Raw genomic sequence first — 12,283 nt, forward strand, 5'->3', positions numbered from 1 at the left:
CTTAATGTGCGCGCGCCGCCTCAAGGCGACGTGAAAGCGCCTAGGCCGCGACCAGTTCGCGCCGGGTGATCCAGGCCGCGCGCCGAGTATCGACCTGGAACGACACGCGCAGCAGGTCCAGGCTGCGCCGTTTGCGCGCGGGCGATTCGGCGGCCACACAGTCGGTGGGCACGTACAGCGAATAGCCGCGCATGTGGGCGGCCAGCGCGGTCGCCAGCACGCAGCTGTCGGCCGCGATCCCGGTCAGGATCAGCCTGCGCACGCCCAGGTCGGCGAGCAGGCGCTCCAGCGGCGTGCCATGGAACGCCGAATGCTGCGGCTTGAGCACGAAGTAGTCGTCGGGCTGCGGCTGCAGCAGGCGCGCCAGCGCGGCCCCGCGCGAACCTTCCTGGGCGCAGGCCGCGACGACCTGGCGGAAGTCCGAGCGCCATTGGCCGTAGTTGTCGTTCGCGTAGATCACCGGCAGGCCCAGGGCCGACACCCGCGACTTGAGCAGGGCGATGCGTCGGGCGCAGGGCAGGGCGGAGCGCAGCAAGGCCGCGCCGCCCGCGAAATCCAGTGCGTTGATCATGTCGATCACGACCAGCGCGCTGGGCGCTTCGTGGCGTCGGCGCTGCGGCGCGGCCCGGGCGCGCCCCGCCGCGCTCATGCTATCGACTCGATCTGGAAGGGACGGTCGAGCCGGTGCGGCCGCTCCAGCGAGACCGCCGCCAGCGGCCCGAACTCGCGCATGGCGCTCAGGCGCAAGTCGTTCAAGGCGGGCAGCTCGCCGACGACCAGGGCCGACATCAGCAGGGCCGGATCGTCGGCATGCGGCGTGACCCAGCCGGCGATGCCGGTGATCGGTTCTTCCTCGCCGATGTCCCAGAAACATCCCGTGACCGTGTGCAGCTTGCGATAGCGCAGGCCGCTGGCGCGCAGGCGGGGCTGGTCCGTGTCGTAGTGCGAGGAGCCGATCAACAGCACGGTCCGCGCGGCCGCGGCGCTGGTGAGATAGTCGGCCCAGCAGTTCAGGGGCACGTTCGCGATCGGCCCGTAGGCATGCAGGGCCAGGAAGGATCGCAGGCAATGTTCGACCACTTGCGCGGCGCCGCGGCGATCGAGCAGGGCCGCGGCCGCCAGCAGCGCCTCGCGTTCGTAAGGCGGTGGGCAGCGCTGCCACACGGCCTGGCGGAAGCAGGCGCTGACCTCGGCCAATACGTCCACCTGCAGGGAGGCGAGGGCGTCCAAGGCCGGAATCTCGCACGGCCTCTGCGCGGGCCTGGCCTGACGCGCTTCCAGGCCCGCCAGCAGGAGCAGTTCCGGTACCGGCGAGTAATAACCGCGACAGGCCAGTTGCAGGGCGGCGTCTATGGACATCGGCATGCGCATTGGGCGTGTGGGCTTTCAATACGCCCCGCCAGGTCAAGCGCGCGTCATGCCCGGCCCACCGCGTTGACCCGTCCGTCACCGACGTGAACGTTAAGGTCGAGGCGGAACCCGAATCCCGGCGCTAGGACGCGCGCTTGCTGGCGCGACGCTTGCTCGCCTTGGCGGCCTTCTTGGCGGGCGCCGCTTTCTTCGCGGCCGGCGTGCGTTTCTTGGTCTTCAGGCTCTGCTCCAGCAAGGCCATGAAATCGACCACGTTGGTCGCGGCGTCTTCGTGCTCGACCGGCTCGTCGGCGATCTTGGTGATCTTGCCCTTGGACTTGACGCGCTTTTGGATGATCGCGGACAGGCGCTTGCGGAACTCGTCGTGGTAGGCGTCGGGCTTCCACTTCGAGGTCATGGACTCGATCAGCTGTTTGGCCATGGTCAGTTCTTTGGGCGCGATGCGGTAGCGGCCGCTGGCCGCGTGCGGCAGCGTGTACTCCTCGGGGTCGACCAGTTCCTGCGGGTAGCGCAGCAGCATCAGGACCAGGGCGTCGTCTTCAGGAATCACCGCGCACAGGTATTCGCGCGTGCGGATCACCACCCGCGCCACGCCGACCTTGCCGGTTTCCTTGAGGGTCTCGCGTAGCAGCACATAGCCCTTCTCGGCTTTTTTGCCGGGCACCAGCACGTAGGGTTTTTCGTAGAAGCGGGTGCCGATCTCGTCGGCGTCCACGAAGGCTTCGACGTCGATGGACTCGTGGGTCTCGGGCGCGGCGGCGGCGATGTCTTCCTTCTCGATCACCACGTAGCTGCCCTTGTCGTACTCGAAGGCCTTGACGATGTCCTTCCAGGGCACTTCCTCGCCGGTGTCGGCGTTCACGCGTTCGAAGCGGATCGGCTTCTTGTCGCGCGAGTCGAGCATGCGGAAGCTCAGGTCGGTGCGGCGTTCGCCGGGCATCAGCGAGACCGGGACGTTGAGCAAGCCGAACGACAGGGTGCCGGTCCAGATGGGGCGTGCCATGGCCTGATCCTCGCGTGGGAGCGCAGTGACTGAGCAAAGACCATACGACCGCGGCCGTTAAAGCCGTTTGACGCGGCTGAAGGCGGGCCCAATGCGAGCGATCGGGCGCGCTGCCCGCGTGGAACCGGCGTGTTCAGGTCCGTATCCGTAGGCGCGTCCGCGATTCGATGGCGACGGTTCGCACTCAGGTCGCAGGCTCGAGCGGGAGCAACGGCGCCCGGCCCATGCGCAGGGACAGCAAGCCCTTGAGCTGCTCGAGATCGGCGCTCTCATAGGCGTAGGCGGTGAGGTTTTGGGGGCCGTGGTAGTACTCGTAACGATGGCCGTCCTGGCTGCGGCGGATGCTGCCGACCCGCCGGCCGTCGCAGTACACGTCGACGGCACTCGCGCTAGGTCCACTGCGAAACGTGATGTGCATGGTCTCCTCCTGGAAACGAACCGAGAGCGGATGGTGCGTATCGCGGCGTGGAGAGCGCGTCAGAGTCGCGCTGCGGATTCAGCCCGTTAAGCATGAAATCGTGAACCGTTAATGTTCGTGCCGGCGTGAGGTTAAAGAGAAATTATTCACGCCCGATCGATGCGCGCACCGATAAAAATCCGGGAGCCGATACGGTTTGCGACGAACGATCAGGAGTCCGAATCATGAGCAGCAAGACCTCCAAGGCCGCGCGCGAGACCGCGCAGCGGCAACGCAGGATCCAGGCGCGAATGGACGACAAGGATCGCGAAGCGCCCGCCAAGCCCAACGCCGGACCCAAGGCCGTGCAGGCCGGCGCGCGCGAGCAGCCGCGCAATCCGATGCCGGCCCAGCACCTGCGCAAGCCCGGCAACGAGCATGAGCTGGCGTTGCAACCGCGCTTCCTGGCGCCCGACTACCGCGGCAGCGCCAAGTTGGAAGGGCAGGTGGCGCTGATCACCGGCGGCGATTCGGGCATCGGACGCGCGGTAGCGGTGCTGTTCGCGCGCGAGGGCGCGGACGTGGCCATCGTTTACCTGGACGAACACGAGGACGCGGCCGAGACCCGGCGCTATGTCGAGCAGGAAGGGCGCCGCTGCCTGGCCCTGGCCGGCGACGTGCGGGATTCGGCGTTCTGCGAGCAGGCGGTGGAGCGCACCCTCGCGGCCTACGGCCGGCTCGACGTGCTGGTCAACAACGCGGCCTTCCAATTGCACAGCGAACGCCTGGAAGACCTCGGCGACGACCATCTGCAGGAGACCCTGCAGACCAATATCGCCGGCTATTTCCACATGGCGCGCGCGGCCCTGCCGCACCTCGAACGCGGCGCCTCGATCATCAACAGCGGCTCGCAGACCGGCTTGTTCGGCAGCAAGGCGCTGCTGGACTATTCGGCCACCAAGGGCGCGATCCACGCTTTCACCAAGGCCCTGGCCAGCAACCTGCTGGAGCGCGGCATCCGCGTCAATGCGGTCGCGCCGGGCCCGGTGTGGACGCCGCTGAATCCCGCCGACCGGCCGGCGCAGGAGGTCGCCGAGTTCGGCCAGGACAGCGACATGGGCCGCCCGGCGCAGCCGGAGGAAATATCGCCGGCCTACGTGTTCCTGGCCTCGCCGGTGTGTTCGTCCTATGTCAACGGCATCGTACTGCCGGTGATGGGCGGGCCGCACGGCTAGAACCTCGCCCTTGCGTAGCGGCGCCCGCGCGGATGTTCGGCGTCGGGCCGACGACGGAACGGCGGGGCCTGAGCCCCGCCGTCCAGATCGAGCTTCGGAACTTATTGCTTGGTCGGAACATTGACCTTGTCGATGCCGTGGATGATGCCGTTGCTGGAACCGATGTCGGCCGTGGTGACCAAGGCACCGTCGATGCTGAGCTGGTCGTCGACCATCTTGATCGGAGCGGACTGACCGTTGACGGTCTTGGCCTTTTCCCATTTGCCGATATCGGCCACCGGCCGGCGGCCGCTGACGACGTGGTAGTTCAGCAGCGAGACCAGCTCCTGCTTGTTCTCGGGCTTGAACAGGTTCTCCAGTTCGCCGGCCGGCAGCTTTTCGAAGGCCGCGTCGGTGGGCGCGAACAGGGTGAACGGACCGACGCCGCGCAGGGTGTCGCTCATGCCGGCACGGTCCAGGGCCTGGCCGAAGGTCTTGAACGAACCGTTGGCGGCGGCGGTGTCGACCAAGTTCTGGCTGTTGGGAGTGCTGTTGTTGGTGTTCATGCGATGAATGCCTTTGAGTGCGATCCGCAAGCGAGCCGAATCGGGAACGGCCGTGGCCGCGACTCCCGCGTGGCGGGAGAGAAAGGCTCAGTGCGGGTAAGGGAGGAGGCGTGCAGCGCGGCTGAGTGGCCGTTACGACCTTGCGTCGTAGTGCCTGCGCAGCATGCGCTCGGTGCCGTTACCTATTCGTGATTCGAGCGCCATCGCCGCACCCGCATTCGTCCGCTGCGCTCGCGACGAGACAGGCTGGGCCTGCCGTTGCGGCGCCCTCGACCGTCGGTCCGAAAGTCCAACGGCCGCAGGCGGTTGGTGCTAGCTTGAGGGTGCCTTCAAGGGCTGCGGCACAACATGTGCTACGGGATCTTGTCCGCTCCAGCGAGACGATCTCATGAATCCGGTCAAGCGTCACCGTGTCGTCCGCCTCGCCGTTGTGTCTGCGCGCGAGTCCGACTCGTATTCCCGTCCTGCCATCGAATCGGCGGAGAACGAAGGCTGGCCCACGCAATGCTTAGGCGTTCAGCTCGCGCGGCTCCTGCGCGCGCCGACGACGCCACGCCCGCACTCGGGTCGGCGATTGCCGCGCAGCGAGCCGGCGCCATGCTGACGAGCAGCGGCCAGACCCTGTCCGCCCTGGTTTGCTTCGTCTCGGCCATGGCGCTGGAAAGCGCGGTCTGGTTGCGTTTCAGACGCCGCCTGCAGCGGCGACATCCCAAGCAATGGGCGCATGCCGCACAGCCGCCGCAATGGCAGGACCGGACCCTGTTCAGCGCGCGCGAGACCATGCTCTACCTGAAAGACTATGCCTTCGTGTCCAGTCAGGACGCGAACGGCATCCGCTACTGCGCGCGCCATCGCGCGACGATGCTGGCGGTCTATTGGATCACCGCTGTGGCCGGCGTCGCCTTGCTGGTCAGCGTGGCGACGACCGGATGGTAGGGCGGGCGATGCAAGGGGACGGCGACAGGACCAGCAATGGGCGGCTGTTCGAGCGCTACCGTGGCGTGCGCTACGAAATCGGCATCGCCGGACATCGCGGCGGCCTTTTCGACCCCAAGGCCTGGGTGGACGGTTGCGAGTTCAGGATCGTCGGCGCGCGTGGCGGTTCCTATGCGCTGGCCCTGGCCGACATCCGCGGCCGGGTGGAGCGGCAGATCGGGCGGATGCTGGGTGGACTGGAATGCGCGGACCAAGCCCTGTAAACCGGATACTGGCGATGCGGCGATCCATGCCCCCGTCCTCCGTCATCGCGGCCAGGAGAGGCTAGTCATGTTTCAGAAGAACGACGGCGAGTTCCAGTTCGCCTACGCCGGCTACGGGTCCTCGCGCGGCGACAAGCTGGCGCCGACGGTCGAGGTCGGCGATCAGGTCATCTTGCGCGTCGACGCCGGCGACGAACTCGATCACCAGTTGATCGTGCGCGTGCGCACCGCGGCGCCGGGACAGGACTATATGGGCGCCGTCGAGGGCTTCGAGGAACTGTCCGAACGCGTGGCCGGTTTCCCGCGCGGGCAGATGGTCCGCTTCGCCCACGACGAGATCCATTTCTGCGACAAGTCGGGCATGCGCACGCCGGATCGCGGCCCCGGCCGGCGCGAAGCGGTGTAGGCGGCGCGGCCGGCGCCCGCGCGGGATCACTCCGACCGGGTCGTCGCCAGCCGCAGGAAAGCCTCGTGCTGGTAGCGGCTCATGCGCAGTTGCTGGCCGGTGTCCATGGTGACCACGTGGTGGCCGTTGAACCAGGGGTGGATGGCCCGGACCCGGCGCAGGTTGACGATCGCCGAGCGGTGGACGCGGGCGAAGTGGCGCGGGTCCAGGCGCGCGGCGAGCGCGGCCATGGTCTCGCGCAGTTCGTGCACGCGATCGGCCAGGTGGATCTGCACGATGTTGCGGCTGGCCTTGATCCAGACGATGTCCTCCACCGGGATGAAGACCAAGTGCTCGTCCACGCGCACCGGGATGCGCTCCAGATAGTCGTCGCGGCGGCGCAGGGCTTCCAGCGCCTGCAGGATCTGCGCCGAGGGCAGGGCGCCGGCCGGCGACAGGCGCGCCTTCGCGCGTTGCAGGGTGGCGGCGAAGCGTTCGCGGCTGAAGGGCTTGACCAGGTAGTCGACCGCGTTGGCCTCGAAGGCGCGCACGGCGTATTGCTCGTAGGCGGTGACGAAGACCGTCGCCGGCATGCGCTCGGCGCCGATCGTGGCGACCACGTCCAGGCCGGTCATCGCCGGCATCTGGATGTCCAGGAACACCAGGTCGGGCCGCTGGCCGCGGATCGCGACCACCGCCGAGGCGCCGTCGCCGCATTCGCCCAGCAGTTCGATCTGCGGATCGTCGCGCAGCAGGCGCACGATCGCGTGGCGCGCGATCGGCTCGTCGTCGATCACCAGCGCGGTCAGACTCATGCGGCGACGTGCTCCGGCGCCTCGTCGGCTTCTTCGATCTCGCGGTGGGGCAGGCGGATGCGGCAGGCCACGCCGCTGGGCCAGATCATGTCCAGGCGCAGTTCGGCGCCGCTGCCGTAGAGCTCCTTGAGGCGCAGGCGGGTGTTGGACAGGCCGATGCCGTGTCCCAGCGGATCGCCGCCTTCCTCCAGCGTGCTGTTGCGGTTGCGCACGTCGATGCACAGCTGGCCGTCCTCTCGCCGTGCCTCGATCTCGATGCAGTCGTCGCCCACGCGCCGGCCGATGCCGTGGCGGATCGCGTTCTCGACGATGGGCTGCAGGAGCAGGCTGGGCACGGCGCAGTCGAGGGCGTCGGGGGCGACGTAGATGCGCGTGCTCAGACGGTCCTTGAAGCGCATGCGCTGGATGCCGAGATACAGGTCGAGCAGGGCCAGCTCGCGGCGCAGGCTGATCTCCTGGCCGTCGTAGTCCTCCAGGAAGGCGCGCAGCAGCTCGCTCAGGCGCAGCAGCATGTCCTCGGCCGAGAGCTTGTCCTCGTCCAGCAGGGTCACGATCGCGTGCAGGGTGTTGAACAGGAAGTGCGGTTGCAACTGGGTCTTGAGCACCTGCAGACGCGACTGCGCCAGTTCGGTGGCGAGCCGGCTGGCTTCGAGTTCGCGACGCGCCTGCTCGGCGCGGAAGTGCAGGGTCTGCTGGATCGCCAGCAGGAAGCCGTAGGTGAGCACGCCGGTGGCGAAGTGCTTGCTCACGAACTGCCAGAACTGCTCGGAGAAGCTGCTGGACTCGGTCAGGCTGGACACCAGCGCGCCGATGATCATGGCCAGCAGGGTCGTGCCCAGGCCCGCGGCGAACTGCCTGCCCAGCGAGCGCAGGTCCAGCGGGATGGCGATCGGGTAGCGCGCGCCCAGGCGGAACACCAGCGGCGCCAGCGCCGCCCAGGTGTACCACTGGATCATCGACCAGCGCAGGTAGTCGGAGGCGGCCCAGGTGCCGCCGCCGCCGATCGCGTCGTGCAGGAAGCCCTGCACCGCGAACGCCACGACCACCACCGTCCACAGCGCCAGGTAGCGGGACAGGCCAATTTCGGTGCTGCCGAGGCGGACGTTCATCGTGGGCCGGAAGGCGGGGAGTGTCCGCATCCTAGGCGCAGCGCGGGCCGGCTGGAAGCGTCGCAGGCGCCGACTACGATTCGCCCTCGCGCTGCGACGATTCGTCCCGGATCGCTTTCGCGGCGGGCTAGGGACTGCCTTGATGGACGCGCCGACCGCCGCGCATGCGCGCGGGCCGCGGCATCCTCCATCCAGCCGGAGCCCCGCCATGCAGATCCGTTTCGCCGTCGTCGCCGTCCCCTTGTGCGTCGCCGCCATCGGCGCCGCGAACGCCCATGCCCGCGGCCGCTATCTGGAGCTGATCAACCGCGCCCACGACAGCGTGGTCGCGGTGGCGGTCGCCGACGCCGGCCGGTCCGAGTTCCGCGCCGCGGTCATCGGCGAGCCGCTGCGCGGCGGCGGCGCTTCGACCACCATCGAGCTGGACGGCGACGCCTGCCTGCGCGATTTGCGGGTCGCGTTCGGCGACGGCCGCAGCCAGCTCTATCGCGAGGTCGACGTCTGCCGCCGGCAACGTCTGCAGTTGCGTCCCTTTCCACACGAGCGCGAGGCGGCTGCGACGGCGCGCTAGCGGCGCGGTTTGCACGGGCCTAGATCATCAGGCCCGTGGTCAATAGCGCCGAGCGGGCGACGCGTGCGTTCAACAAGCGTTTGAGCTCGTCCAGGCTGCTGTTGCTGTAGGCGTAGGCGAAGTCGTTGACGGCGCCGTGGTAGTACTCGAAGCGCGCCTGATCGGCGCTGCGGCGTATCCAGCCGATATGCACGCCGTCGTAGCGCACCTCGATATGCCAACCCTTGTCCGTAACGATTTCCAGGTAGCCCAGCTCCATGCATCCCCCGCACTATCGTGGCGACGGCGGCACCTTGCCTGTGCCTACATGAACGTAACGGGTCTCGCGCGCGCAGCGCGTGGGATCGGTATGGGTTTGTGAAAGCGACGTCATCGCGGCCGCGATCGCGAACGACCGATGCTCAGTGCCGGTTCAACAATCCACCGGCCTTCGCACGGAGCACGAGCCGATCGGCCGCCGCGGGAGCGGCCAGTCGATCGTCAACGGCGGCGGCGAAGCCACGCTGCCGTTCGGCGGGGGCGGGCTATCCGTCTACGGACGCGACAACGGCCACATCGGCCTGTCGGTTAATACCGGGATCGAGACCGTGCGCCCGGGGCTGCTGGGGCGGCTCAGGCCGCCGAGCGGGCCAGCCGCGCGCGCTTGGCCGGCGGGCGGCTGGGCAGGGCGTGGCGCAGGATCCGCCACACCACCTGGCCGAACTGGCGCGGCAGCGAGCCGGTGTTGTAGTGCTGGCCGTAGCGCGCGCAGATCGCGCGCACGTCCACCGCCATCGCGGCGTAGCGGTGGGCCGGGATGTCGGGGAAGAAGTGGTGTTCGATCTGGTGGCTGAGGTTGCCGGTCATCAGGTCCATCAGCCTGCCGCCGGTGAGGTTGGACGAGCCGCGCAGTTGGCGCAGGTACCAATGCCCGCGCGATTCGCCGGCCACCGATTCCTTGGAGAAGGTTTCGGCGTCGGCGGTGAAGTGGCCGCAGAAGATCACCGTGTAGGTCCACAGGTTGCGCAGCACGTTCGCGACCACGTTGCCCAGCAGCACCGGCAGGAAGAACGGGCCGGCCAGCAGCGGGAAGAACAGGTAGTCCTTGAGCACCTGGCGCGCCATCTTGCGGCCGACCGGGCGGAAGTGCCGGCGCAGCTGCGCGGTGCTGGTCTTGCCGATCCACCAACGGCCCAGGCGCAGGTCCTGGATCGCCACGCCCCATTCGAACAGCAGGGCGAAGATCACCGCGACGAGGGGCTGGAACAGGTAGTATGGCTTCCAGCGCTGCTCAGGGAACAGACGCAGCAGGCCGTAGCCGATGTCGTCGTCCATGCCGCGCACGTTGGTCCAGGTGTGGTGCTGATAGTTGTGGGTCTTGCGCCAGTTGTCGCTGGTGCCGGCGATGTCCCATTCGTAGGTCTTGCCGTCCAGGTGCGGGTCGCGCATCCAGTCGTACTGGCCGTGCATGACGTTGTGGCCCAGCTCCATGTTCTCCAGGATCTTGGACAGGGCCAGCAGCAGCACGCCCAGGATGCAGGCCGGCCACAGCAGCGCGGGCAGGAAGGCGCCGCCGATCGCGCCGACCATCAGCAGCAGGCGTCCGCCCAGGCCGGTGTAGCGCACCGCCTTGACGATGGCGCGGATGTAGTCGGCATCGCGCTGGCCGAGCTGGGCGGCGGTGCGCGCGCGCACGCCGTCGAGTTCGACGCCGAAGCGTTCGAGTTCGTCCTGGCTCAGCACGCGATTGCGGGAGGTCGTGGTCATGGCGGGGTCACAGATCGAGGACGAGGTCGCTGGTGGCGGTGTTCACGCACAGGCGCAGCGCGGAGACCGGTTCGTGCTGGACGTCGCCGGTGTGCAGATGACGGGTGCTGCCCGAGCGCTTGCCGCAGGCGCAGGTGTTGCAGATACCCATGCGGCAGCCGGAGGCGGGCTTGAGGCCTTGCGCTTCCAGCGCGCTCAGCAGGGACTGCCCGCGCGCGACGGTGAAGCTGCGCGCGCTCGCGGCCAGGGTGATTTCGACGGTGCCTTCGGTCTGCTGCGTGCGCGGCGGCGGGCTGAAAGCCTCGGCCTGGAACGAGCGCGCACGACCGGCGAGCAGGGCGCGCGCCCGGTCGACGAAGCCGCCGGGGCCGCAGGCGTAGACCTCGCGCCGGTCCAGATCGGCCAAGGTCGCCAGCTGCGCGGCATCGATGCGGCCCACGCCCTCGTCGGCCGCCTGCGCGGCCTCGCCGGTGAGCAGGAAGCGCAGCTGGAACTGCGGATGGGCGGCCGCGTAGCCGCGCAGTTCGTCGACGAAGCACAGTTGCTCGCGCTTGCGCGCCCAGTACAGCAGGCTCAGCGGCGCGGGCATGCCGCGCGCGGCCAGGGCGCGCGCGAAGGCGATCATCGGGGTGATGCCGCTGCCGGCGGCCAGCAACAGGCGCGCCACCGGCGCGGCCTCGTCCAGCTGCATGTCGCCGAAGGCAGGGCCCAGGTCGAGCACGTCGCCGACCCGCGCCCGTTCGCACAGGTAACGGCTGAGCTTCCCACCCTCGACCGCCTTCACCGTGATCGAGATGCGACGGTCGCGGCCGGGCAGGCCGGTCGGGCTGTAGCTGCGGGTGACGCGGCTGCCGTCGATCTCGGCGCTGAGGTTGAGGTGCTGGCCGGGCCGGCAGCCGCCCCAGTGGCGGTTGGGGCGCAGGACCAGGGTCACGGCGTCGGCGGATTCGGCGCGACGCTCGACGATGCGCGCCAGCGGGCGTTCCCAGGACCAGGTCGGGTGCAGGCGCGAGGCCCAGAAATCGAACACGCCCGGCGACAGCCAGGGCCGCGCGAGGCGCCTGAACGGGCTTTCGGGCTTGGCGGGGCTGCGGGCAGGGGCGGGGCGGGGACGAGCGCTCATGGACGCCACTATACACGTGAGAGCACAAGTGTATAGACACCTGTATATTAACGGCCGTCGCTATGATGCAGGCCCGATCCCGTCCATGCTCGTCTCCGTGACCCAACCCCCCGTAGTTGCCGACGACGATTCGACCTCCGCGCGCAAGGCCGCGATTTCGCGCGACGACCTGCTGGCGGCGGCGCTGCGCCTGATCGGGCCGCACCGCAGCGTGTCCAGCCTGAGCCTGCGCGAGGTCGCGCGCGAGGCCGGGATCGCGCCCAACAGCTTCTACCGCCAGTTCCGCGACATCGACGAGCTGGCGGTGGCCCTGATCGACCTGGCCGGCCAGTCGCTGCGCAAGATCGTCGGCGCGGCGCGCCGGCGCGCGGCCACCAGCCACAGCATCGTGCGCGACTCGGTCACCGCCTTCATGGAGCAGGTGCGCGCCGACGACAAACTGCTGCACGTGCTGCTGCGCGAAGGCACGGTGGGCTCTGACGCGTTCAAGCAGGCGGTGGACCGCGAGCTGACCTTCTTCGAGGAAGAGCTGCGCATCGACCTGGTGCGTCTGTCGGCGGCCGACGGCGTGACCCTGCTGGAGCCGGCCCTGGTCGCCAAGGCGATCACCCGGCTGGTGTTCGCGGTCGGCGCCACCGCCATGGACCTGCCGCCGCACAAGGACGCCGAGCTTATCCAGCAGCTCACCCAAATGGTGCGCATGATCCTGGCCGGCGCGCAGGCGATGGCGCGCGAGTAGGCCCGTCGCGGACACCGTAGGGTGCGGTGACGACCGCAGCGCGCC

16 protein-coding genes are annotated in these 12,283 nt (G+C 68.8%); 6 read left to right on the forward strand and 10 right to left on the reverse strand.

Annotated elements, in window-relative coordinates:
• Positions 1–40: 40 nt before the first annotated feature.
• The 4 genes from V1318_RS00620 to V1318_RS00635 all read right to left on the reverse strand — a co-directional run bounded on the left by V1318_RS00620 (position 41) and on the right by V1318_RS00635 (position 2,792).
• A complete protein-coding gene (locus tag V1318_RS00620) occupies positions 41–649 on the reverse strand; it encodes an isochorismatase family cysteine hydrolase (protein WP_332936818.1) in 609 nt (202 codons plus the stop codon).
• Positions 646–1,359 (reverse strand): hypothetical protein, encoded by a 714-nt coding sequence (locus V1318_RS00625; RefSeq protein WP_332936819.1) that lies wholly within the window; start codon positions 1,357–1,359, stop codon positions 646–648. The genes V1318_RS00620 and V1318_RS00625 overlap by 4 nt, the downstream gene beginning before the upstream one ends.
• A gap of 133 nt (positions 1,360–1,492) precedes the next feature.
• The gene (locus V1318_RS00630) at positions 1,493–2,374 is read right to left on the reverse strand and encodes a Ku protein (protein ID WP_332936820.1); all 882 of its coding nucleotides are present in this window, start codon (positions 2,372–2,374) and stop codon (positions 1,493–1,495) included.
• 184 nt (positions 2,375–2,558) lie between these two features.
• Positions 2,559–2,792 (reverse strand): hypothetical protein, encoded by a 234-nt coding sequence (locus V1318_RS00635; protein ID WP_332936822.1) that lies wholly within the window; start codon positions 2,790–2,792, stop codon positions 2,559–2,561.
• Positions 2,793–3,016: 224 nt separating this feature from the next.
• Here V1318_RS00635 and V1318_RS00640 point away from each other — a divergent pair, with 224 nt between their 5' ends.
• On the forward strand, positions 3,017–4,006 hold the full coding sequence (locus tag V1318_RS00640) for an SDR family oxidoreductase (RefSeq protein ID WP_332936824.1): 990 nt from the start codon (positions 3,017–3,019) through the stop codon (positions 4,004–4,006).
• A gap of 101 nt (positions 4,007–4,107) precedes the next feature.
• Here the strand turns inward: V1318_RS00640 and V1318_RS00645 are convergent, their stop codons facing one another.
• Positions 4,108–4,551, reverse strand: a complete 444-nt coding sequence (locus tag V1318_RS00645; protein ID WP_332936826.1) for a fasciclin domain-containing protein — start codon at positions 4,549–4,551, stop codon at positions 4,108–4,110.
• Between the two features lie 597 nt (positions 4,552–5,148).
• On the opposite strand from V1318_RS00645, the gene V1318_RS00650 reads away from it, so the two are divergent.
• The 3 genes from V1318_RS00650 (at position 5,149) to V1318_RS00660 (ending at position 6,156) form a co-directional block, all read left to right on the forward strand.
• Entirely contained in the window at positions 5,149–5,487 is a 339-nt protein-coding gene (locus V1318_RS00650; protein ID WP_332936827.1) for a hypothetical protein, read from the forward strand.
• An 8-nt stretch (positions 5,488–5,495) separates the two neighbouring features.
• Positions 5,496–5,750 (forward strand): hypothetical protein, encoded by a 255-nt coding sequence (locus V1318_RS00655; RefSeq protein ID WP_332936828.1) that lies wholly within the window; start codon positions 5,496–5,498, stop codon positions 5,748–5,750.
• Positions 5,751–5,817: 67 nt separating this feature from the next.
• On the forward strand, positions 5,818–6,156 hold the full coding sequence (locus V1318_RS00660) for a hypothetical protein (protein ID WP_332936829.1): 339 nt from the start codon (positions 5,818–5,820) through the stop codon (positions 6,154–6,156).
• 26 nt (positions 6,157–6,182) lie between these two features.
• Here V1318_RS00660 and V1318_RS00665 read toward each other — a convergent pair whose 3' ends face one another.
• Entirely contained in the window at positions 6,183–6,950 is a 768-nt protein-coding gene (locus V1318_RS00665; RefSeq protein ID WP_332936830.1) for a LytTR family DNA-binding domain-containing protein, read from the reverse strand.
• A complete protein-coding gene (locus tag V1318_RS00670; protein ID WP_332936831.1) occupies positions 6,947–8,059 on the reverse strand; it encodes a histidine kinase in 1,113 nt (370 codons plus the stop codon). Before V1318_RS00670 ends, V1318_RS00665 begins: the two co-directional genes overlap by 4 nt.
• Before the next feature lie 208 nt (positions 8,060–8,267).
• Between V1318_RS00670 and V1318_RS00675 the strand changes: the two genes are divergently transcribed.
• Complete coding sequence (locus V1318_RS00675) at positions 8,268–8,630, forward strand: hypothetical protein (RefSeq protein ID WP_332936832.1); 363 nt, start codon at positions 8,268–8,270, stop codon at positions 8,628–8,630.
• 19 nt (positions 8,631–8,649) lie between these two features.
• Here V1318_RS00675 and V1318_RS00680 read toward each other — a convergent pair whose 3' ends face one another.
• The 3 genes from V1318_RS00680 to V1318_RS00690 all read right to left on the reverse strand — a co-directional run bounded on the left by V1318_RS00680 (position 8,650) and on the right by V1318_RS00690 (position 11,499).
• A complete protein-coding gene (locus V1318_RS00680) occupies positions 8,650–8,889 on the reverse strand; it encodes a hypothetical protein (protein WP_332936833.1) in 240 nt (79 codons plus the stop codon).
• A 353-nt stretch (positions 8,890–9,242) separates the two neighbouring features.
• Positions 9,243–10,376 carry an acyl-CoA desaturase gene (locus tag V1318_RS00685; protein ID WP_332936835.1) on the reverse strand — a complete coding sequence of 378 codons (1,134 nt, stop codon included), beginning with the start codon at positions 10,374–10,376 and terminating at the stop codon, positions 9,243–9,245.
• 7 nt (positions 10,377–10,383) lie between these two features.
• Entirely contained in the window at positions 10,384–11,499 is a 1,116-nt protein-coding gene (locus V1318_RS00690) for a ferredoxin reductase (RefSeq protein ID WP_332936837.1), read from the reverse strand.
• A gap of 85 nt (positions 11,500–11,584) precedes the next feature.
• On the opposite strand from V1318_RS00690, the gene fabR reads away from it, so the two are divergent.
• Positions 11,585–12,238 carry an HTH-type transcriptional repressor FabR gene (gene fabR / locus V1318_RS00695; protein ID WP_332936839.1) on the forward strand — a complete coding sequence of 218 codons (654 nt, stop codon included), beginning with the start codon at positions 11,585–11,587 and terminating at the stop codon, positions 12,236–12,238.
• Positions 12,239–12,283 lie beyond the last annotated feature (45 nt).

This window comes from Lysobacter sp. CCNWLW3 (assembly GCF_036697405.1).
GTDB lineage: Bacteria > Pseudomonadota > Gammaproteobacteria > Xanthomonadales > Xanthomonadaceae > Lysobacter.

Excerpts from the sequence above, each read along its gene's own strand:
- V1318_RS00655 (WP_332936828.1), top strand. The coding sequence starts at position 5,496 with ATGCAAGGGGACGGCGACAGGACCAGCAATGGGCGGCTGTTCGAGCGC.
- V1318_RS00620 (WP_332936818.1), bottom strand. The coding sequence starts at position 649 with ATGAGCGCGGCGGGGCGCGCCCGGGCCGCGCCGCAGCGCCGACGCCAC.
- V1318_RS00660 (WP_332936829.1), top strand. The coding sequence starts at position 5,818 with ATGTTTCAGAAGAACGACGGCGAGTTCCAGTTCGCCTACGCCGGCTAC.
- fabR (WP_332936839.1), top strand. The coding sequence starts at position 11,585 with ATGCTCGTCTCCGTGACCCAACCCCCCGTAGTTGCCGACGACGATTCG.
- V1318_RS00645 (WP_332936826.1), bottom strand. The coding sequence starts at position 4,551 with ATGAACACCAACAACAGCACTCCCAACAGCCAGAACTTGGTCGACACC.
- V1318_RS00640 (WP_332936824.1), top strand. The coding sequence starts at position 3,017 with ATGAGCAGCAAGACCTCCAAGGCCGCGCGCGAGACCGCGCAGCGGCAA.
- V1318_RS00635 (WP_332936822.1), bottom strand. The coding sequence starts at position 2,792 with ATGCACATCACGTTTCGCAGTGGACCTAGCGCGAGTGCCGTCGACGTG.
- V1318_RS00670 (WP_332936831.1), bottom strand. The coding sequence starts at position 8,059 with ATGAACGTCCGCCTCGGCAGCACCGAAATTGGCCTGTCCCGCTACCTG.
- V1318_RS00625 (WP_332936819.1), bottom strand. The coding sequence starts at position 1,359 with ATGTCCATAGACGCCGCCCTGCAACTGGCCTGTCGCGGTTATTACTCG.
- V1318_RS00685 (WP_332936835.1), bottom strand. The coding sequence starts at position 10,376 with ATGACCACGACCTCCCGCAATCGCGTGCTGAGCCAGGACGAACTCGAA.
- V1318_RS00650 (WP_332936827.1), top strand. The coding sequence starts at position 5,149 with ATGCTGACGAGCAGCGGCCAGACCCTGTCCGCCCTGGTTTGCTTCGTC.
- V1318_RS00690 (WP_332936837.1), bottom strand. The coding sequence starts at position 11,499 with ATGAGCGCTCGTCCCCGCCCCGCCCCTGCCCGCAGCCCCGCCAAGCCC.
- V1318_RS00665 (WP_332936830.1), bottom strand. The coding sequence starts at position 6,950 with ATGAGTCTGACCGCGCTGGTGATCGACGACGAGCCGATCGCGCGCCAC.
- V1318_RS00630 (WP_332936820.1), bottom strand. The coding sequence starts at position 2,374 with ATGGCACGCCCCATCTGGACCGGCACCCTGTCGTTCGGCTTGCTCAAC.
- V1318_RS00680 (WP_332936833.1), bottom strand. The coding sequence starts at position 8,889 with ATGGAGCTGGGCTACCTGGAAATCGTTACGGACAAGGGTTGGCATATC.
- V1318_RS00675 (WP_332936832.1), top strand. The coding sequence starts at position 8,268 with ATGCAGATCCGTTTCGCCGTCGTCGCCGTCCCCTTGTGCGTCGCCGCC.